This is a genomic window from Bacteroidales bacterium (assembly GCA_023229505.1).
Lineage (GTDB): Bacteria > Bacteroidota > Bacteroidia > Bacteroidales > JAGOPY01 > JAGOPY01.
This window is the reverse complement of sequence record JALNZD010000046.1, coordinates 13,374-33,751: the sequence shown is the minus strand read 5'-3', so window position 1 is coordinate 33,751 and position 20,378 is coordinate 13,374. Positions and strand designations below refer to the sequence as shown.

15 protein-coding genes are annotated in these 20,378 nt (G+C 44.3%); 3 read left to right on the top strand and 12 right to left on the bottom strand.

The annotated features are described in order from the left end of the window. The 12 genes from M0Q51_14100 to M0Q51_14045 form a co-directional block, all read right to left on the bottom strand. The coding region (locus M0Q51_14100; GenBank protein ID MCK9401109.1) for a phage integrase N-terminal SAM-like domain-containing protein at nucleotides 1-241 on the bottom strand (241 nt) is incomplete at its 3' end. A 416-nt stretch (nucleotides 242-657) separates the two neighbouring features. Next, entirely contained in the window at nucleotides 658-3,123 is a 2,466-nt protein-coding gene (locus tag M0Q51_14095; GenBank protein ID MCK9401108.1) for a 3-hydroxyacyl-CoA dehydrogenase NAD-binding domain-containing protein, read from the bottom strand. Nucleotides 3,124-3,196: 73 nt separating this feature from the next. Continuing rightward, nucleotides 3,197-3,493, bottom strand: a complete 297-nt coding sequence (locus M0Q51_14090; protein ID MCK9401107.1) for a hypothetical protein — start codon at nucleotides 3,491-3,493, stop codon at nucleotides 3,197-3,199. A gap of 1 nt (nucleotide 3,494) precedes the next feature. After that, the gene (locus M0Q51_14085) at nucleotides 3,495-6,686 is read right to left on the bottom strand and encodes an N-6 DNA methylase (protein MCK9401106.1); all 3,192 of its coding nucleotides are present in this window, start codon (nucleotides 6,684-6,686) and stop codon (nucleotides 3,495-3,497) included. Between the two features lie 136 nt (nucleotides 6,687-6,822). Beyond that, complete coding sequence (locus M0Q51_14080; protein MCK9401105.1) at nucleotides 6,823-8,091, bottom strand: thiolase family protein; 1,269 nt, start codon at nucleotides 8,089-8,091, stop codon at nucleotides 6,823-6,825. Between the two features lie 19 nt (nucleotides 8,092-8,110). Next, nucleotides 8,111-8,863: an acyl-CoA dehydratase activase gene (locus tag M0Q51_14075; GenBank protein MCK9401104.1), complete on the bottom strand. Its 753-nt coding sequence runs from the start codon at nucleotides 8,861-8,863 to the stop codon at nucleotides 8,111-8,113. Between the two features lie 63 nt (nucleotides 8,864-8,926). Beyond that, the gene (locus M0Q51_14070; GenBank protein MCK9401103.1) at nucleotides 8,927-10,186 is read right to left on the bottom strand and encodes a 2-hydroxyacyl-CoA dehydratase family protein; all 1,260 of its coding nucleotides are present in this window, start codon (nucleotides 10,184-10,186) and stop codon (nucleotides 8,927-8,929) included. 26 nt (nucleotides 10,187-10,212) lie between these two features. Continuing rightward, a complete protein-coding gene (locus M0Q51_14065) occupies nucleotides 10,213-10,986 on the bottom strand; it encodes an enoyl-CoA hydratase-related protein (protein ID MCK9401102.1) in 774 nt (257 codons plus the stop codon). A gap of 21 nt (nucleotides 10,987-11,007) precedes the next feature. Beyond that, nucleotides 11,008-12,090: a 6-oxocyclohex-1-ene-1-carbonyl-CoA hydratase gene (gene oah, locus M0Q51_14060; protein ID MCK9401101.1), complete on the bottom strand. Its 1,083-nt coding sequence runs from the start codon at nucleotides 12,088-12,090 to the stop codon at nucleotides 11,008-11,010. Nucleotides 12,091-12,122: 32 nt separating this feature from the next. Next, nucleotides 12,123-13,184 (bottom strand): 6-hydroxycyclohex-1-ene-1-carbonyl-CoA dehydrogenase, encoded by a 1,062-nt coding sequence (gene had, locus M0Q51_14055; protein ID MCK9401100.1) that lies wholly within the window; start codon nucleotides 13,182-13,184, stop codon nucleotides 12,123-12,125. A gap of 36 nt (nucleotides 13,185-13,220) precedes the next feature. Next, nucleotides 13,221-14,180, bottom strand: coding sequence for a 2-dehydropantoate 2-reductase (locus M0Q51_14050; protein ID MCK9401099.1), 960 nt, complete (start codon nucleotides 14,178-14,180; stop codon nucleotides 13,221-13,223). A 33-nt stretch (nucleotides 14,181-14,213) separates the two neighbouring features. After that, complete coding sequence (locus M0Q51_14045) at nucleotides 14,214-16,295, bottom strand: acetate--CoA ligase family protein (GenBank protein ID MCK9401098.1); 2,082 nt, start codon at nucleotides 16,293-16,295, stop codon at nucleotides 14,214-14,216. Between the two features lie 265 nt (nucleotides 16,296-16,560). On the opposite strand from M0Q51_14045, the gene M0Q51_14040 reads away from it, so the two are divergent. The 3 genes from M0Q51_14040 to M0Q51_14030 all read left to right on the top strand — a co-directional run bounded on the left by M0Q51_14040 (nucleotide 16,561) and on the right by M0Q51_14030 (nucleotide 20,360). Next, a complete protein-coding gene (locus M0Q51_14040; GenBank protein ID MCK9401097.1) occupies nucleotides 16,561-18,594 on the top strand; it encodes a hypothetical protein in 2,034 nt (677 codons plus the stop codon). Between the two features lie 58 nt (nucleotides 18,595-18,652). Further along, complete coding sequence (locus M0Q51_14035; protein MCK9401096.1) at nucleotides 18,653-19,144, top strand: hypothetical protein; 492 nt, start codon at nucleotides 18,653-18,655, stop codon at nucleotides 19,142-19,144. A gap of 61 nt (nucleotides 19,145-19,205) precedes the next feature. Further along, on the top strand, nucleotides 19,206-20,360 hold the full coding sequence (locus M0Q51_14030; protein MCK9401095.1) for a (Fe-S)-binding protein: 1,155 nt from the start codon (nucleotides 19,206-19,208) through the stop codon (nucleotides 20,358-20,360). Nucleotides 20,361-20,378 lie beyond the last annotated feature (18 nt).

The window sequence follows — 20,378 nt, the reverse complement described above, 5'->3', positions numbered from 1 at the left end:
ACACCTCACAAAAAAGAATTTTAACAGCGCTGATGGTCGAATTCATCCATGATTTACTTAGTTTCTTCCCTGTGATGTTAAGCAAGATGTAATCCCGGATTTGATCAACCGTAAGCAGGTCCGCAGGCGTATTGTAAAATGATGCAATTTGCGCGATGTTACTCACATACGTTTTGATGGTTACCGGACTGTAACCTTTCAGCTGCATCTGCTGAATCAGTTGTTTTCGTAAAGTACCCATAGCAATATGTTTTAAGGTTTAACATATTGCCTTATACGAAATATCCTGAAACAGAGAGAAATGCTTGAAAGACCACCGCCAGCGGCGGTTTAGTTCAACTACCTTATACCCGCTATCCCCTTAGTCCTATATACATGCCAATAGGTATGTGAATAGGCGATGAAGAGTAGCGTGTTATATGAGTTGTTATATTTTGATTGTAATAAATCGTTAAAAGGATTGCGAATAAGCTGTATGCTCCGGGAACTGACATGTGTGTATATCTCCATCGTACGGCTGCTCTTGTGCCCGGGTAACTCCTATATGAACCTGTTGTCAATTCCCGTCTCATGTAAATATGTGGCATAACTATGCCTTAGCCAGTGTAAAGTTACAAATTTTTCATTTTTTCCAGAAACAGTTAAATGATATAGTTCTTAAAGATCGTAAAGTTTGTCATAATTATTCTCCCAGCCGGGCAATTTGCCCTGTACCGAAAGGTTCAGCGGGGGATTTTGTCCTCCCATGTTAAGCAGGCGCAATAACGCCGTGGAAATATAAGGATTTTTTGCGGGATTGAATGTTTCACCGGTTTCACCGGTCAGACGCTCATCGTTACACCCTTCGGCAAATGCGTTCTTTTTCTGAAGGTTATAAAGGGCTACCGAATAAGGAACGGCATATTTCTGTTTCAGCCTTGCCAATTCGAATGCCCGCTCCAGCAATTCGTATTCATCCTCGCTGATCCCGTTTGAAAGCCCGAGCTCATAAGCACGCGTTGCCGTCAATCCCTGCAGGAAAAGCTCATCTATGAGGGATTCCCCGAATCCGAGGCGCACCAGCTCCTGCACGGCGCCAAAGCCTCCCAGTATCCCGTATTCGATCTCGGGCTGGTTATAGTTCTTTTTGATCCGGAAAACGTTTTTCCTTTTGAGGGAGTCAAATTCAACCCCACTCATCACCAGGTCAAACCTCTGGTTCAGGAAATAGTTGAATTCAGCACCGCCGCCCCATTTCTCTCCGAAGACTCCGATGGTCCAGACCGGCATCTCCTGGATGAACCGGAACAGTTTCATCCCGGCTTTTGTGAAATAAGATACTTCCTGCTCGCCAACGAATTTGTACCCTGTTTTTGCATCGAACCATCCCTTATTGAACTGCCTGGCATCGGCCCCGAGCATGCGCATTCCCTTGCCTGAAGCGGTAAAAAGCAAAGCGCCCAACAGCCCTTTTTCATACAGCCCGACCGAAATTCCAATTGCATGATCCAACTGGTCTAAAGTGTTCCGGTTCCAGACATTTCCGCGAAGCGGATTATCAAAAATAACAGAGGCAACCCTCTCCTTTTTGGAGGGATAAATGTAACGCAGATCGTTATAATAAATATCCATCTCCCCGGTTGAAAAGTTGCGCTGGCTGACCGGGGTACTATAGATACGGCCGTAACCAAGTAGATTTGACCAGCCATTGCTCTTCATGGTATGCAGGATCGATGGTTTGTCTTTTCGCGGACCCATCTTCCCGTCAAGATCATAGAGTTCAAGCCTGTCGGGATTTTCATGCCCTGATTTTTTAACCAGCCTGATGAAACCGTCTATCCCGAAATGATCCAGGAACTTGTCAATGATCTCGCATAGCCCGAATTTAAATCGCAGCCCGACCTTCGTGGAAGAATCGATGTCGGCGGCTGTTGCGTACCGGTCCTGGATAAGGTCAAGCGCATAAAGCATGACGGGGATCACATATCTTCTGAAAGTCCGGCCTCCCTTATCATTGGATTCCGCGATATGTATCAGTCCGCGGATCCCTTTGATGGTTGATTCCCTGTAATCCAGGGCCGTTGCTTCCGACAATGACCAGTAATCAAGATGATTTGGCTCAGGGAGAGCAATATAGGACTTACTTACGGGGTCATAAACGCCGGTGACCTTTTCCCGGTTTGCTGCTCCTGTCCATTTGAAGAAACCTTCCTTCTCTTTTGAATTAATGCCGATCCTCCCAGATTTCTCCAGATATTCGATCCATTGCGGGTAATGTCTGCCATCCTGGTTGTAGAGGCTCTTCAGCCGGTCATGGGCCGGAAGTGCTTTGCCCATATGTTTGGCGCACTCGGTATAAGGCATATGGCCTGTACGGTCGAGTACCTGGAACGGGTTGGCCGTAAGCAGTTCAAATACCTGGGGCAGTTCCACCAGGTCCTGCGCGGTTTTTACATCCCACTGCATGATAACTCCCATACCTTCAAAGATGGGGTCGGCCACGTAACCGTGATGGTCATTTCGCAGGGCAATGACTTTCTTTTCCAGCACCTGTTCGGCGAATGCAACCCCGGCTGTGAAGGTCTCTTCCGTGGCATATTTCCCCTTCATAACATCAAACAGGCGGTTTGCATGGAACGGGAAATAACCATGGCCGGTCAGGAATTTATCCCTGAGATACATGTCGTTGAAAAGGACAGCCAGTTCGGCAGTAGTATGCGATGATGTGTTGGAAAAGATAAATACCAGTTTTTTCGGGTCGGCATATTTCCCGATGTTCCCGAAAATCACTTTCTTGACGTCGATCCGTTCGGTGGCTACCTCCCAGATGATCTCTGCCTGGCCCAGGAGAGCGAAATCCTTCGTATAGGAAACCCGCGCAAGACATGCTTTTGCCTGTTCCTCCAGCATTCTGCCGCCATCCGCCAGGCTGGAAAAATGGCTGCCGATATCTCTTGAAGCCCTTTCCAGCGCACTGTCGGCCACGTCAATGAAAATGACATCATACCCCGTTTTATTAAGAATGTCGATACCGATTCCAATACCCATGGTCCCCGAACCGATGATGGCGATTTTTTTGATGTTGTTCAGTTTCGCGACTTCCTTTTGAAGTAGTTTGTTCCCGAATGAAAAAACAGTTCCCATGATACTTCTTTATTGGGTCATTAATTTTTTGTTTCTGTTAGCGTTTCGTGCTTTGTTTTCCAATACAATGTACCTACAATTGCGTAAGATTTATTTCATTTTTTTTGTTTTCATTATTTGCCCAAAAGTTATCCATGCTCCATTCTTTGCATTTTTCTTTGTTGTATTCAAGCCGGATGGGCAAATCTTCAAGGGTAAATCCGTTACGTTTTATTTCGTTAATGCGCATGAAGTTTTCTTCCGCATCTTTAAGGTCTTTGCCTAAGACAAAGAAATGGCGGTAGCCGGAACGGGTTAGGAAAATATATTCTTTGAGGCCCTGCTGAAATTTAAGCAGGTTATAATTTTGCTCGTGTTCTTCCCTATTCATTTTATTTTGTGTTTACAAGTTGATAGAATTTATGTTTACTGCATGCTTTTTTGATTTCCGCTGCTTTATCAAACCCGAGTTCGGGTAGTTTTATTTTGAAATAAAGTGCGTAAACCAGGTTATCAATGTAATCTTTTAATTGAGCCTGATATTCTTTATCGAATGCTGGAAGGGATTTTAATACCGAAACATTGCCTGTTTCTCCTTCATTAATAAGAACAGGTTTTACGAGGCTGGTAACTATTCCTTTAACTAATTCAACCTGGTCAAGAATTTTACACTTTGTTTCTTTTCCTTTGTAGCTAATAATGAGGTTGCTCCCTGAAACTTCAATATCATCATACTTTTGGAGCATTATTCCTTTGAAATCAATTATATCAGAAAAATATTGCTTCTCCATTTCGAGTAATTGTTCAGTTGCAGAAATAATTTCAATTTTTATTTTTTCATTCCAATCATTGATACGTGGTATTCTACAAAACTCTTTGATGGATTTTATTCCAATTTGAAAACTTTTTTCATTATCACTGCTTAGTAAATTAAAGAAGGTAAAATTTGTCACTTTTGAATTTAAAATAGAAAAGATATATTCCATTTCCTTTTTATTGTCTGACGAAATCAAAATCCAGTTATGATTTATCATCACATCATAATCACAGAAATGAAATTTTTCAGTATTCATGTAGCGCCATACAATCTTATATTTTGAATCATATACTTTAAATCCTTGTGCGCCTTTTGGAAGTGAGATATTCTTCTTCGCAATAAATTTGTCTGATGATTGTAAAAGATAATTTTTTTGATTCGATTCGATTTGTTTGTAGAAAGTAGAACCATCTTTTATTTCATCTGTAATTTTATCCTTGGGATAAATTAGGCCTTTATCAAAATAAAAGTTTGAGTTAAAATATTTCTTAGAATAAGCATCAAGTCGATAAATATCAAAAGTTTCTTTAAGGTTGTATTCTTTAAAGAATTCTTTTATTGCCGGCGTAAACTTTATAAAATTCCAGTTGTTAATATTTTGCTTCAACTGGTTTTGTGTAATTCTTGTATATAAGATTTGTTTCTTTTTGTTGATATTATTCAGGCACGTAATTATATCATCGTCTTCTTTCAAATAATTAATTATATCCACTTCAACAATTCTTGCAGGAGGTTTTTTACTTACAATAAAAATCAAACTTGATGTTGGGATAGGTTTATCTTGTTTAATGCCTCGACCAATAAACATATTACAACTGAATGTTATTATTTTTTCTATTGTTAAAAAGTTAGAGAGATGATATCGAAGAACATCTAAATCCGTTGAAGTTAAAATTGTTTGAGGAATAATATAACAAAGTTTACCACCATCTTTAAGCAATGCAAGACCTAAAGCAATAAAAAAGGAATATAAATTGGGTTTCGGGGCATAAGCTTTAGTCCTGCCAGGTACTGTATTTAAATTAACACCATAAATATCGCTCATTTGCAATTTTTTAGATTGCAATAATTGAATAAAAAGTAATTTTTGTTTTGAGATTTCATTATAACCCACATAAGGCGGATTTCCTATTACAAAATCATAACGATATCGAACCTTTTTATTTTTATTTTCAAGACTCTCCTTTAAGTTATTCAAATCACTCTTGTCTCGCATAAAACTATCATAACCCAAATCAAGCGTTTTAGTGAATAAATCTAATTGTATTTGTTGTTTTTTAAATGCAGCATTAATATCAGTTATTGTGTTTTTTAATGCAGTATCTAAAAATTCCGCAATACTATCGCGGGTTTTGAATACTTTTATTTTTTGGTCAACGGGGTTATTATAACGCTTGTTGAATATTATCGGAAGCATCCGCATTAGAATATTCATTTCTGCAAGGTACAGCGGAAACTCGGCAATATCAAGCCCAAAAATGTTATCGTTGATTATTTGTTCCGATTGTTTTGCAGATGCGTTGCTTTGATCAAAAAAAGCATCAATAATACGGTTGGTAGCATTATAAAGAAAAGTACCTGAACCGCAGGATGGGTCAATTATAGAAATGCTGTCTTTGTCTTTTGCATATCGATTTTGGAGATTTTTTTTATTATAGCCCATTTCGTTGAGCATGAACTCAACTACATGCGGATCGGTAAAATACTGGCCCTTCTTTTCGTCAAGATAAAGGTCTTTCAGATAATTCTCATAAACATAACCAAATATCTCATTTTGGACATTGGCAAAATCGTAACGGTTAATGAAGAGAATAATATCAAGCCAAACGGAAACATCAGCGATCTCTGTTTTGGGCTGTGCCAGGATATCTTTCAATTTCTCATTAATCATAAGCTGTTCGTCGTTGAACCGCTTATAAATTTTATCAGAGATTTTATCGCTTATAGTTTTTATTAATGATAAAACGCTATGGTAACTTTCAGACTTAATTTCTTTATCAATACTATTAAGCCGTTGGTTCCAATCTTCAGCAAAATCAGAAAAGCCATTATCTACCAAAACTTTGTATAAGATAAACTGAATCAAATAAGCATAAGTGATTTCAACAGCTTTCTTTTCTCTTTCTATTTCCTCTTTTACTTCTTTGAAATAACCTTTCAGGTTTAGTTTGTTTTTAAAATTCTCAATAAGTTTAGTGATGTCATTAAAAAAATCTTCGCGAACATCATCAACCTTTGGAATATCTTTTTCAAAAAATTCAAATTGACCTTTCTTTTCAAAAAATGAACGATAGTAATATTCAGGTTGTACATACTCTTTCCAAAAAGTGAGCAGGTCAGTAGGATCATGCAGTATGTCTTTTATCCTGAAACTTTTTACGGGGAAACGATTGTTGTAAAAGCGCCATTCGTCACCGTCAGTAAGAAGCCCGTATTTTTTAATCCAGTCGCTCTGATACTGAAAAAGCTGAAGTTTACCAGCTTCGATATTGCCGTGTTTTTCAACTTCGACAGGAATAATAATATCACCGTCAATAAAAATTACTATATCAGCCCGTCTTCCTTTATTTTTGGTTTCTTCAAGAAACTCGTTTTTTCTTTTATTGACGGGTGTGTTAAGCTTACCTTCACCCAAGTCAAAAAGTTCATGGCTTTTTAAAACCTCTTTGACAAACTTTTGAACACCTGATCCAACTTCTGTGGTTTTATAGTGCTCTTTATCTTCCTGCCAAAGACTAAGTATCTGTTTTATACTTTTTTCAGCCATTATATTTTTTTAGATTAAAATTAACGATCTTACTATCATGCAGTTCCAAATTTTATTTCTTTTAATTCTGTCATTTCGCTTCTGCCTTTTGTTTCATTGTCAAGTGGTCTGTCTGGTTATTAAAACATTGCGCTAACTAAACAATTTCCACGCAGATTGCTCCGCCCTGGCCCCCGCCGATACAGGCGGATGCGATGCCGGTTTTCAGTCCCTGCCGTTTTAATTCATAAATAAGGTCGATGGTGATGCGCAGGCCGGAGGCGGCAATGTTGTGCCCTATGGCAATGGCGCCCCCGTTTACATTCGTACGCTCGCGCGGGAGCCCGAGTTCCTTCTCAACGCCCAGGTACTGTGCGGCAAATGCCTCATTGACCTCAAACAGGTCGATCTCCTCTTTTTTCATATCCAGCTTTGCAAGAAGATTATGAATGGCAGGTACCGGGCCTTGGCCCATGATCTCGGGCGGAACCGTGGAGAACTGGTACCCTTTGATCTTTGCCAGGTAGGGGATGTGGTGTTTATCGGCGAAGGTGCGCTCCATCAGCAAGGCTGCTGCTGCGCCATCGCTGATCTGGCTCGCGTTGCCGGGCGTTACCAGCCCATCGGGTTTAAGCATAGGACGCAGGTTGGCCAGTTCATCCAAACTGATATCGTACTTGGTCCCTTCATCCCGCCAAACGCTGATGGCATTACCGGCCTGATCAACGGTGTCGAGAGTGAAAATGCCCTGCAGATAATCGTTTGAACCGGGACTGGCAAACCTGTTCCATTGCTTCGACTGGGCCTTCATGGCACGGGTATGGCTGAGGTATGAAAATTCATCACAGTCTTTGCGTGTGATCCCTGTCTGTGTACCATATAATTCGGCAGTTTTCGGCATCAGTGTTTTGAAGAGGTTATGGTTGAATCCCTCCATCAGGTAATCCCGGAGCGGGGCATCTTCGAAATCCCAGACGCTGTCCTTTTTCCTGCGTCCCTGATGGACCAGGTTGGTCTGCGACATGTTCTCGGTGGCAAACGACAAGACGCAACTTGCATTTTCAGTATCCGACATCAATTGGTCGAACCCGTCGGCCAGCACCTGGAAGCCGGTCCCGCAAATTCGCACGGTAGTCTTCCCCGGGGCTACGCGCAGGTTCTCTTTATCATTAAATTTTTCTGCAACCCTTACCGCAACATTTCTCGGCAGGTAAATCTGCTGGCTCAGCGAATCGATGTAGATCATCCCGGCAACCACCTGGTCAATCCTGGTCTTCGCCAGGTCTATCCCGGATCGCATAATGGCTTCATATACCGCCAGAACGGCCAGGTCTTCGGCAGGCAGGTAATTGTAATAGCCGCCGTGTTTGCCAATCGGTGTTCTTGCCGCACTTACGATCACTACTTCTTTCGGTTGTTTGTTCATATGCTGAGTTGAATGGTTATTATGATCTCTTACTGTTTAAAAGCACGCACCCATAAGCAGCAAGGAACTGTGAGTGCTCAGGGCTCTCAGAATCGGGATATCTATCTTTGAAAAGGCTGACGATAATCGGGTGCATCGCCGGTAACCCGCCGGTGATTACCAGGTGATCCTCAACCAGCGACATCTCTATCGATCTTAAAATAATGGAGTTGTAAATGCCGATGATGATATTCGGCAAAGTGGTTCCGTTCTTGATCATGCCGATGATTTCCGAAATGGCAAATACGGTGCAGAAACTGTTGATCTTCACCTCCTGGGTGGCATCCTTTGCAAACTCCGTGAATTCCGCGGGTGTCACATCCAACCGGAAAGCAATTTCCTCCAGGAAGGAACCTGTCCCGGCTGCACATTTCCGGTTCATCTTGAATTTATCAACCTGGCCGAGTGCATTCACCTGGATAAATTTCGTATCCTGCCCGCCAATGTCGATGATAGAACAAGCGTGCTGATATATCTGGTACACCGCCCTGGAAAGTGCGATCAATTCCGAATTGGGGATAAAACTGGCCTGGATCTGTTCACGGCCGTAACCACATGTATAAACAGGGTATTCGATCTCATGCTTTTCCGAGAAATGGGCGATGATTTTCGCTGAGGCATTATTGAAGTTATATCCCGATTTTACGCATAGAAAATTAGTCATCCGGTTGTTCTCATCAACCAGGACCCCTTTTGTATAAGATGACCCGAGATCTATGCCCAGCCGGTACATATTCAGTTTTAAGGTTTAAGATTTAAATTTTAAGTTTGTAAATCGTAAATTGTAAACTGTAAATTACGCCTGTTTTACCATTCCTGCTAATTGATCGATAAATGTTTCGATGGCAATGATACTTTGTTCCTCGGAGTAGCAGCGCGGATCGTTGAGGTCGCCGTTGATCTCAAGGTACGGGATGCCGGTCTTTTTGGACAGGCGGTTTTGCAGCCCGTAACGATTATTGGAATTCCGTGCGCAGGTCTTGGATTCATGGTAGATGATCCCATGAACAGTGAATTCCTTTAGCAATTGTTCCAGGACATTTTCTTTTACCGAATCCGACCGGACAATAAAGAGTTTGCTGTAGGCCAGGGCGGAGGATTCAAACGGGTTAGCAGGGTCGAGATCATCAAATACCCAACTGTTACAATAGGTTGAAGCGACAAGGCAAGTGTCGAGCTTAGCAAATAATTTGGCCATATTACTCAGCTTGTACCAAATCGGCATACCCTCCCAGTATATCCTGAATCGTTCTACTGGAACTGCGCTGATATTGTTTTCAATCCTCTCTTCCAGTTCCGCCAGGAGGATTTTGTAATAATCGACAGCATATTTTGTGCCCCGCATGATAACGATAGGCCCCATATGGATGGCAGCGTCAAAGAAATTGATGGGCGACGGCAGGTGCTTTGCTTTTTGCAGCACCTGTTTCCAAAGTACGCAGCCATCATGGGATAAACCGACGGTTTCCCTGAAGCTGTCCATGTCGAATTTTCTCCCTGCCACTTTTTCTATTTCAGGAATAATCCGATGGTACTGGTCTGAAACGCTTTTAATGATCTCCGGGCTCAGGTCGTGGATGCATAAAGGGGTATGAATTCCAACGATGGGGACATTAAAATGCCTGGAGTAAAAGCTGAACCAGTCTTCCACCTCACGGCACTGATTTGTATTAAAAACAAGGATATCGGGCCGGGGAACCGAACTGAAGCCGCTCTTCTGGAGCGGTGTTTCATTTTGCAGGAAAGCGCCGATATCGCTGGTAAGGTAAGAACAGATATCGGGTGAATAACCGTGGGCGACTGCCGTAGGGATATACTTGTCGGCATTCTTGCCGGCGCCCAGCATGGCGCCGTGATTTTCGGGAAAATAGACCTCGAACCCCATTGAATACAGCAGTTCGGCCGGCCCGACGCTCGTGCACCAGGCGATCTTCCGGCTCCCGGTTTCAGCAGCTTCTTTCAGTCTTGCAAAATACCCGTCCATTGTCGTGCGAAGATCATTCGCCGACCGCAATCTTACGAGTTCGCTCTTGTCCTGGATTACTTTTTCACTCATCGGTTTTCAATATTTATATAGTTTCATTAACAATTTTTCCAAATAGGTTTTCTCTTTTCAATAAATGCATTGATCCCTTCATTGGCATCATGGGTTTCCATCATTTCCTTCAGGTACATGTCAGAAAAGCACGGAAGATGTTTCAGCATGAAGAAATCAAAGGAGGCCCTGGCCGCCCTGGTGGCAAAACGCAGGGATGAAGCGCTCTTCCCGAGGATATTTTTCCGGATCCAATCATCCGTGGCGGCATCCATGGCAGCCTTGTCTTCAAAAACTTCATTGACAAGCCCCATGGATTTTGCCTCATCAGCAGAGATAATTTTTCCGGTGATAAGCAATTCTTCCGCCCTGGCATTTCCCACCTTAAGGGGTAACATGATAGAGGCCGGGGGTGCAAACACACCCAGGATAATTTCCGGCTGGCCGATCTTTGCACTCTTGTCTGCAAAAATAAAATTGCAGGCGAGCGGCAGTTCAAACCCGCCTCCGAGACACTGGCCTGATAACTTGGCCAGCGTGGGGATGTGGAGGTCGATGAGGGTATAAAACATCCTGTGAAAACCCTCCAGCATTCCGGCGGCCTTGTCTTTCGTATGTTCGGCCACACTGGCCCCGTAAGAGAAGTTATTACCAGCCCCTTCGAAGGTCACCAGTTTGATATCCTTTTTGTTTTTCAGGGAAACCAGGAACTCCGTGATCTCGCCCATCATGATACCATCCAGGATATTGGCTTTTCCGTCATCCAGGATCACCCTGGCAACGGTATCCTCGTATAAATATTCAACTTTGATCTTTTGCATACACTCTCGGGATTTTATTGTTTACTGAAATTGAGGGGAAATCGCACGGATGAGCTCGTCGTTCCATTCATGGCCTTGGGCAAGCATCCGCCGAAGCTTTATGAAATCAACTTCCCGTTTATCTTTCGGGCCGTCGTTAAATGCCCGGAAACCGGCTTTGCCCTCAGTCATCATATTCAGCGCAAGCCAGTCACGGTTGTTTTCTTTGTTCTTATCCCAGTGTTCAAGCTTAAATTTCCGCAATGAATTCAGCGTTTTGCTAAGACAATTTGGCATGAGATACATAAGTTTGGTGCATAAGCGTTCCACGGCCTGGTCTAACATCGAAAGGTCCATTTCACCCGCTTTCATCATTTCTTTTCCCTTAGCCAGTTCTTCTCCTGATTTCATCTTCCCGTAGATGATCTGGCCTTTGCTGTTTACCCACTGATCAGTATAAACAAGAGGATTCGGGATGAATTCCCCGTTTACTTTCAATGCAGGCACTACTTCAATTATTAAACCCCAGCGCGATGCCTCGTAGGCTGACCACGGGTCACATACAGTACAGGAGAATATGGCGTTTTCAATGCCCGCGAAAAGCGGAAGAAAATCGGTCGCCCCTCCGTCGGGTGCGCTTCCGTGCTTCGGGCCGGCCTGCCCGAACCGTGCGAAATCCTGTGCAATGGAAAAGTCACAGGCCATCCCGATCTCCTGGCCACCACCGATCCGCATCCCATTCACCCTGCAAACCACAGGTTTATCGTTCATGAGAATGGATGAGACCATGTCGTTGAAAAGACGCATGTATTGTTTGTATTCCTGGGGATTCCCGGCATAGTACTCAGCGTACTCCTTCGTATTCCCGCCGGTGCAGAAGGCTTTATCGCCCACCCCGGTAAAGACGATAGCCACGACGCTCCGATCGTTGGAGGCTTCCCGCATGGCAAGGATCACATCTTTGACAGCATTGGTTGTGTAAGAATTATACTGCTGGGGGTTATTCAGAATGATCCAGGCGTTGAACAGGCCTTCGACGGGATTGCCGTTAAGATCCTTACAGGGACGTTTTTCAAACAGGATCTCCTTGTATGTGATGTCGGTAAGATTGTGATTTGCTAACATGGTATCTTATTTTTGAGTTAATAATTTCTGGATTAATCGAAGTCGGGTACCAGTATGGATCTCTTCCGGTAAACATGGTTCAGGGTATTACGGAATACCTCGTTGATTTTCGACATAGGGAAAGTTTCAATAAAATCATCTATCTTCAGCTTGCCTGTCGTGATCAGATCAACGACTTCAGGATAGAGTTCCGGCTTGCAGCCCCAGGTCCCGATCAGTTTGGCGTCAAAAGCCATCAGGTTGCTCAGGCGAACTTCGGTTCTGTCGAGGGTAAATCCGACAATGGAAAGGGTAGAGGTGAAGGTGATCAGGTTGAAGCCCAGTTCCTGGCCGGGTTTTGTGCCTGAAACTTCGAAGATCTTCCAGCCGTAACGTGAAACTCCCAGCCCTTTTGCAATCTCCCGGACATTATCCTTGACTGTTTTAATATCCAGCCCCTTCACATTCAGGATTGCATCCACCCCATTGTTCCTGGCCATAGCCAGCTTGGCATCGTCGATATCCAGGGCAAGCACTTTTGCACCGAAGATCCGGGCGATCAGGGCCGCATAAATGCCAACCCCGCCAACGCCTATAACGATGGCAAGATCCCCGGCTTCAAGTTCTGATTTTTTAATTACCTGGTAGGGTGTGGAGATGGCATCTGCGATAACTGATAGTTTTTCGAGGGGGTATTTTGTCAAAAGCAGGTCAGGGACGGGACAGAGAAAACGGGCAGGAACCTTGATATGCGAGGCAAACCCACCGTGAAAATCATTCCCGGGCATAAGCTGTTTCTGGCACATATTGCTCCGTCCCTTTTTACACAGTTCGCAATCGCCGCAGGGCAGCACGGCAGGAATGATCACGTTTTTCCCGACCCATTCTCCCGGGCCGGCAATGACCGTTCCGCTGATCTCATGGCCAAGCGTCAGGGGAAGCTCTTTCTTTGTTTTCACCCCGTAGTGCCAGAAGCTGATGTCGGTATGGCAAACCCCGCATCCGGCAATTTTAACCAGCGCTTCCTGCACTTCAAGTTCCGGAAATGGACTTTCGGTAAGCTGAAAATCCGTATCCTGTACCGTCATCTGCCACGAATATATTTTCTTATCCATATGAGTCAGTTTTATATGTGATTCTTTCTAATGATCTTACTTGCATTTCCCTACGCCATCCTTGCAGGAAATGGCATTGACCAGGTTGGTAAGTACAAGGTTTATCGGTGTTTTGATGTAATGTTTCCGGCCATAGTCAACTATTTTACCATTCATGAAATTGATCTCGGTTTCCCGTTTATTGATCAGGTCGACCGCAAGTGAAGGCATATGGTTCCCGGCACTGCTGAGGTATCTGATGGCCAGCTTGATGAAATTATCCGGCAGCTTGATGTCTTCGGCACACGCAACCTGTACCGCTTCATAGAGGATCTGTTCGATGACTTCAAGGGTGTCAGCATTGTTCATGGCTTCTTTCATAGTAAGCCTGGAGATGGCGCACAAAGGACTTAAAGCAGCATTCAGGATTGTTTTTTCCCAGATCTTGTCGTTTAGTGTAAAGGAGTTCACCTGTTCTGTTAAAAGGTCTGCACTTGTCAGGGTTTTTGCAAGCCACTGTGCCAGTTCTTCCTGCGAATCGTCCATCGACCCGACATAATTGGGAGGATTGAAAAAGTTGATCGCTGTTACATTCGGGGCCTGGAGATTCCCTGCAAAATTGATCACCATCCTGAGGATGGAGGATTTGGAGAAATGTACCTGGTACTTTTTTTCGATGTCGATCCCGTTCTGGGCGCTGAGCAGGAGAATTTCCTTTTTCAGATTCTTTTCGATGATCTTTACGATCTTATCGACATGATAGTCTTTGACAGAAGAAATAAGGATGTCAGAATCAAGCTCCAGCATCTCCTCCACTGAGTAGCAAACATACTTGAAGAATGATTTTTTTTCAATCTTCGAAACAAGCTCCATTCCCTCTTTGCGAATGAGGTTCAGTTTATCCCTGTCGAGATCGGTAACGGCAACTTCACAACCGGCAAGATTGAAATGTACCGCTAGCGTCTGACCAATGGGCCCTAATCCGATGATCCCGATGTTATGCTTCTTATTCTCCATGGCATTTATTTTGTATTATAAATGATTTTCTGATCAAAGTAGGATCCTGGCATCAACAACACAAATTTCATCGCCCGTTGCAAAGAGAGGGTTGAGGTCAAGCTCTTTGATTCCGGGGAAATCCGTTCCCAGCATGGAAATGCGCTGGATGATCTCCACGACCTTGTCTTTGTTGATCCCTTTTTCACCCCTGAATCCATTTATCAACGGTGCAGCTTTAATGGAACTGATCATTTCCAGGGCTTCAATGTCACTGACAGGGCTGATTGAAAAAGCCACATCCCTGAATACCTCCACAAAGATCCCGCCGAGGCCGAACATAATAATATGGCCGACGCCTGCTACCGCTTTTGCACCGATGATCAACTCCCGTCCCTTCGGAAGGTATTTCTGTACAAAGAATTTTATTCCGTCCCCAAGATTCCTGGTCATGGTTTCGGCCACCGCGGCTGCTTCCTGTGCATCCTGGATATTAACGGCCACACCGCCTACATCGCTCTTGTGGATGATCTTTTCAGAATCAGCTTTTATAACGACAGGGAACCCGATCCCGTTTGCGGCAGCAATGACCTCATCCTTATCATTCGCCACTTTCCAGGGGGCAACCGGTACCCGGTATGCCTCGAGTATGCCATAAACTTCCGCTGCAGAAAGGACCTCCCTTTTCTGTGACCAGGCATTGTCGAGAATGGAACGGACCGCATCTTTATTTACATCCGTGAATGTTTTTACAGTGCCCTCTTTCGCCGATCTTATTTTATTATAGCAGACCATCGAATAAAGAGCCCGGGCCGCAGTTTCAGCGAAATCAAAACAGGGGATTCCTCCATCCTTAAGAATTTTTGAGGTGCCGCTCCATTTCTGTTTATCCGTCATATAGTTGCATACGATCGGCTTGCTGCCGGCCTTTGCGGCGGCTGCTATCTCACGGGCGACATTCTCACAATCGACGAACGGAGGAGTTACAAAATTCAGATATATGCTGTCGAACTGCGGCTCATTCATCATCACTTCGAGTGCGCTTTTGAAGTGGCCCGGGCCGGCAGTGGCAACGACATCCAGGGGGTTACGGATGGAAGCCTGCTCCAGCATCGTCCCCTTCAGCGTCTCTGCTGCATTTTCTGAAAGCGGCGGTATCTCCAGTCCGCAGCTTACCAGTTCATCGATAGCGATAACTGATGGTCCGCCGGTGTTGGTAATAATACCCACTTTATTGCCCTTAGGAACCGGCTGCGAGGAAAGTGCCACTGCTGCATGGCAAAGTTCTTCCTGGTTGCTGAAGGTAAGCATGCCTGCCTTTTTAAAGATGAGGTCCATGGAGATACTACCTGCCAGTCCACCGACGTGTGACCGGGAAGCTTCCGCTCCCTTGTCGGTCCTCCCCGCAGTCATGGCCAGAATTGGTTTCTTGGCAGTTACCTGTTTAGCTATATTGATAAATTCAAGCGGGTTATCCAGGCTTTCAACATAGACCACAATGGCTTTCGTTCCATCGTCTTTTCCGTAATAACTCATGATTTCCGCGATGGATACATCCGACCCGTTTCCTGTTGATGCGTACATCCGCTGACCGATACCCATATCAGAAAAAGCCTGCATGATCACGGCGCCTACGCCGCCGCTCTGGGCTACCACGGAGATATGGCCCGGTTCCGGGTAGGTGAAGGTGAAGTTGCAATAAGCATTGATTTCCGGATCGGAGTTGATGATTCCCTGGCAGTTCGGGCCTACGATCCGGATCCCGTATTTCCGCGCCCTGGCAAGGAAATCATCTTCCAGCGCCCTACCTGCGGCACCCATTTCCTTAAACCCTGCCGTATTGATAATGATTGCCTTAATCCCTTTCTTCCCGCAGTTTTCCACCTCTTCCGGTACAAAAGGAGGAGGTATCACAATGTGCGCAAGATCCACCTCCCCGGGCACATCCAATATAGAGGCATAGGCTTTCAGCCCCCGGACCTCATCCACTTTTGGATTGATGGGGAACACGGGACCCCTGTAGTTATAATGAAGCAGGTTTTTAATAATGACATTCCCGATGGAAAGTTCCTTAACCGAGGCGCCGATCAGGGCAACTGCTCTTGGTTTAAATAAAGGATCAAGATTATCGTTCATTGTTTAAGATATTATGTTCCTGGTAAAATAAATATGCAGACTTCAAATATAAAAAAAAATGCAGAACTCAAACATAATAAATTCATTATTATGTGATTTGACAAGTTCTCACCATTTAAATTTGATTTGTGAGTTCCGGGTTAAATTTAAAATTTTACTTTTACTTTTACTTTTTTTTGAATATAGGCAGAGCCGGATTTTATTATCTGTATCTGGAGATACCCTATAGTCCGCCATTATGCTGATAGCAACAGAATGAAAAAAAATGAGGTACGCAGAGACAGGGTTTAATTTAGAAATTGATCTAACCCGAAGAAGCATTGAGAGGGTTGCAACTGACCCAATTGACACAGAACTATATCTGGGGGGGTTAGGTACTAATGCCAAGATATTATGGGATAGGGTTCCACCTGAAGTTGAAGCCTTCTCTCCTGATAATCTACTAATATTTGCCACTGGCCTTTTATGTGGCACACCTGCTCCCGGTTGTAATCGTACTATTGTCTCTACCATTTCTCCTCAGACTGAGTTAATGGCATTTTCAATGATGGGGGGTTTTTGGGCGCCGGAATTGAAGTATGCCGGTTATGACAAAGTGATCCTTCGCGGCAAGTCCCCCGAACTGGTTTATTTGTGGATAAACAATGACAAAGTAGAAATACGTGACGCCTCTCATTTGCAGGGTAAAGGCGCTATTGAAACTGAAGAACTTATCCGGCAGGAGTTGAATGAGCCGAAAGCCCAGGTGGCTTCCATCGGCCTGGCCGGTGAAAACAGGGTTTATTTTGCTTCCATCGAGCAGGGCAGGTCCAGTGCCAGCCGGGGCGGAATAGGGGCAGTTATGGGAGACAAAGGAGTAAAGGCGATAGCTGTTCGCGGAACAAAGGACGTCAATGTCGCCCGACCGGCTGAATTTATGGAACTTTGCAACGAAGTGCTAAAATACATAAAAGTCCGGGAAGAAAAGCCAATTCCAGGGGTAATGCCCATTTTAGCCGGGCTTGGGTCACCGCAGGAGATGAAACTCCACGATGAGAAGTGGCACACCGAGAGTTTCATGTGGGGAAATTCCCGTACCCGGAGAAAAGAATTTTGGAACGAAGAAATCGAAAAGAATTGGAGGGAGACTCTGGAAAGTGCGCGGATAAGGCTCATCAGTTGCTATAACTGTCCATTGAAATGCGCGGCAACCATTTCCGTTTCGGGATTTCCGACATACATGATGAAATGCTTCTCGAAACTGACGTATACAATGGCAGCCTATTCAGACCTGGATTTTGGTCTAAAAATCGCTCAGCGTGCTACAGAGTATGGAGTGGATGCATTTTCAACCCCGCAGGTTATGGCATTTGCCCTTGAGCTTTATGAAACCGGAATTTTGACTGATAAGGACTTTCCGGGAATGCCGTCCGATAACGAAGGGAGATTTTTCTGGCTACTGGACAGAATTGTCAGGCGGGAAGGGATAGGAGATGTTCTGGCCAATGGGACTTATTGGGCGGCCCAGCAGATTGGTAACGGCGCAGAAGAATATGCCCATAATAATATTAAGAAACTTGAGCAGCTTCCTCTCAAGCTATCCATGCTGAATCCCATTTATTTCCTCATGTATGCCACCGGCGAGAAGATAAACATTACCCAGATTGAAGGGCAATTCCCCCAGGCACCTTTTCCTACGATAGAGGAGAGAGAAGAGTTTGCAAAGGATTGGGTCCAGGTTCCTGATGAAAAGTTCAAGCAATATCTTTTGGACTGGGAACCACGTGGGGAAAAGTCGATGCCCTTTTACCCGACCGTTGAAATGTGTTGTGATATTGTCGACTGGCAAGAGCGGATGCACTACATCGATGACGCCCTCGGGATGTGTTCCGGTTTATCGTCATTTCCCCTGAAGCCCCCGTATCATATACACAATTACCCGAAATTTATCTCATCAGGCGTCGGGATCGATATGGATGAAGCCAAGTTATCGCAAGCAGCCAAAAGGTACCGGACTTTAGTCAGGGCCGTTAATATAAGAAGAGGCATGCGGAGAGAAGATGAGAAGCCCCCGGAGAACCATTGGAAGAAAAGATTTCCCGAACTTGAAAAGGATCTCCTGGATAAGTATTACAAATTTAAAGGTTGGAATGATGAGGGTATTCCTACGAAAGACTCCTTGCATGAATTGGAGTTGGATTACGTTAACGAAGACTTCCAGCAGAGGAGGATCCTGACAGATATTGACAATGACCCTTCTAAAGAAACTTATGCAAAAAATCAGGAAAATAAAGTGGAGGACGGGAATCATGAAGGGTGAAAAGAAAAATAAAACAATTAAAACAATAAGAATTGATGTTGATAAATGCGTTGGGTGCATGGCATGTGAAGTAATCTGCTCCGCTTTTCACGCCACACCAAAATACAGCAGCAATAATCCGGCGAGGTCCCGTATTCGCGTGATCCGTGATCCGATCGCGGACATATATGTTCCTGTTTATGCGGGTGAGTATGCTGTAGCCGAATGTGCCGGCAGAGACAAATATACGATTGACGGAAAGGAATACGACGAGTGTGCTTTCTGCCGGGCTTCCTGCTCATCAAGAGACGTGTTCAAAGAACCTGATTCGGGTCTTCCTCTAAAATGCGATATGTGCGAAAGTGATCCACCACAGGAAAAGCCCTTGTGTGTGCAGTGGTGCTTAAATGAAGCCCTGATATACGAAGAAAGGGAAGAAGAAATAGAAGAAGAAGAAGAGAAGCAGGATGAGTTGGAGATAGGACTGGAATCATTGGCAAACAAATATGGATTGCTTAAAATAATGAATATCGTTGCCCGAATGTCTTTGTCAAAGAAGGGGCAGGTATAAAACGCATGAATTTAGAAATTAGAAATTAGAAACTTGAAACTGGGAACTGGGAACTGGAATTATGGAAAATATAGCCGACTACAAAGAGATCGCTGAGATCATAAAGGAAAAGGGTGGAGATGCTTTCAAATTTTGCTACCAGTGCGGGAAATGCGATGTTGTTTGTCCATGGAATCAATTGAGACATTTCAGTATGCGCAAAATAGTCCGGGAGGCTACTTTCGGTATGTCTGAGATAGAAGGTGAAGAAATTTGGCGATGCACTACCTGCGGAAAATGCTCCAAGGTGTGTCCCAGAGACGTGAGACAGGTAGAATCGGGGATAGCCTTGCGCAGGATTGCAACTGAATATGGTATTTATCCGGCTTCCGCCAATCCTATCCGTTCCATAAGATCAAGCCTAAAAGCTGAAGGTAACCCTTTCTTTGCAGACCGAAAAAAGAGGGCAGATTGGACAGAAGGCCTTGCTGTAAAAGAGTTCACAGGGGACATGGAAATTTTATATTTTCCCGGTTGCTATCTCAGTTATGACCCAAGATTAAAAAAGGTAGCCGCCGCCACAGCCAATATCCTTAAAAAAGCAGGAGTAAATTTCGGGATACTGGGCTCCAGGGAGAATTGCTGTGGAGAAAGTATCCGCAAAACGGGTGACGAGGAATTATTCAAACATTTAGCGAAAGAGAACATCAAAACCTTTATTGATAATGGTGTGAAGAGAATTCTTGTTTCTTCCCCTCATTGCTACCATACTTTTAAAAACGAGTATCCTGAATTTATGGTACACTTTGAGGTGGTCCATATCGCCCAATATTTATCCGAGCTTATTAATGAGGGAAGGCTTGAGCTTATCAAGGAGTATGGGAAAAAAGTTACATATCATGATCCATGTTACCTGGGCCGGCATAATGGCATTTATGATGAACCCCGAAAGGTATTACAGAAAATATCTGCTTTAGAACTGATCGAGATGGCTGATTCGATGGAAGATAGCCTGTGCTGTGGTGGTGGTGGTGGCAGGATTTGGATGGACACTCCAAAGGGTGAAAGATTCTCCGACCTTAGAATAGAACAAGCTATAGAGACCGGGGCTGAAGTGATGGTTACTTCCTGCCCATATTGCATCGCCAATTTTGAAGATAGCTTGTTGTCCCGGAAGGATAGTAAAGCCATCGAGATAAAAGACATAACAGAAATTATTCAGGAAGTGATCTCCTGAATCAAAGAAACCTGAGAA

Bases quoted from the DNA above. Each gene is read 5' to 3' on its own strand.
- M0Q51_14095 (MCK9401108.1), bottom strand. From the start codon at position 3,123: ATGGGAACTGTTTTTTCATTCGGGAACAAACTACTTCAAAAGGAAGTC.
- M0Q51_14090 (MCK9401107.1), bottom strand. From the start codon at position 3,493: ATGAATAGGGAAGAACACGAGCAAAATTATAACCTGCTTAAATTTCAG.
- M0Q51_14085 (MCK9401106.1), bottom strand. From the start codon at position 6,686: ATGGCTGAAAAAAGTATAAAACAGATACTTAGTCTTTGGCAGGAAGAT.
- M0Q51_14080 (MCK9401105.1), bottom strand. From the start codon at position 8,091: ATGAACAAACAACCGAAAGAAGTAGTGATCGTAAGTGCGGCAAGAACA.
- M0Q51_14075 (MCK9401104.1), bottom strand. From the start codon at position 8,863: ATGTACCGGCTGGGCATAGATCTCGGGTCATCTTATACAAAAGGGGTC.
- M0Q51_14070 (MCK9401103.1), bottom strand. From the start codon at position 10,186: ATGAGTGAAAAAGTAATCCAGGACAAGAGCGAACTCGTAAGATTGCGG.
- M0Q51_14065 (MCK9401102.1), bottom strand. From the start codon at position 10,986: ATGCAAAAGATCAAAGTTGAATATTTATACGAGGATACCGTTGCCAGG.
- oah (MCK9401101.1), bottom strand. From the start codon at position 12,090: ATGTTAGCAAATCACAATCTTACCGACATCACATACAAGGAGATCCTG.
- had (MCK9401100.1), bottom strand. From the start codon at position 13,184: ATGGATAAGAAAATATATTCGTGGCAGATGACGGTACAGGATACGGAT.
- M0Q51_14050 (MCK9401099.1), bottom strand. From the start codon at position 14,180: ATGGAGAATAAGAAGCATAACATCGGGATCATCGGATTAGGGCCCATT.
- M0Q51_14045 (MCK9401098.1), bottom strand. From the start codon at position 16,295: ATGAACGATAATCTTGATCCTTTATTTAAACCAAGAGCAGTTGCCCTG.
- M0Q51_14040 (MCK9401097.1), top strand. From the start codon at position 16,561: ATGAGGTACGCAGAGACAGGGTTTAATTTAGAAATTGATCTAACCCGA.
- M0Q51_14035 (MCK9401096.1), top strand. From the start codon at position 18,653: ATGGCATGTGAAGTAATCTGCTCCGCTTTTCACGCCACACCAAAATAC.
- M0Q51_14030 (MCK9401095.1), top strand. From the start codon at position 19,206: ATGGAAAATATAGCCGACTACAAAGAGATCGCTGAGATCATAAAGGAA.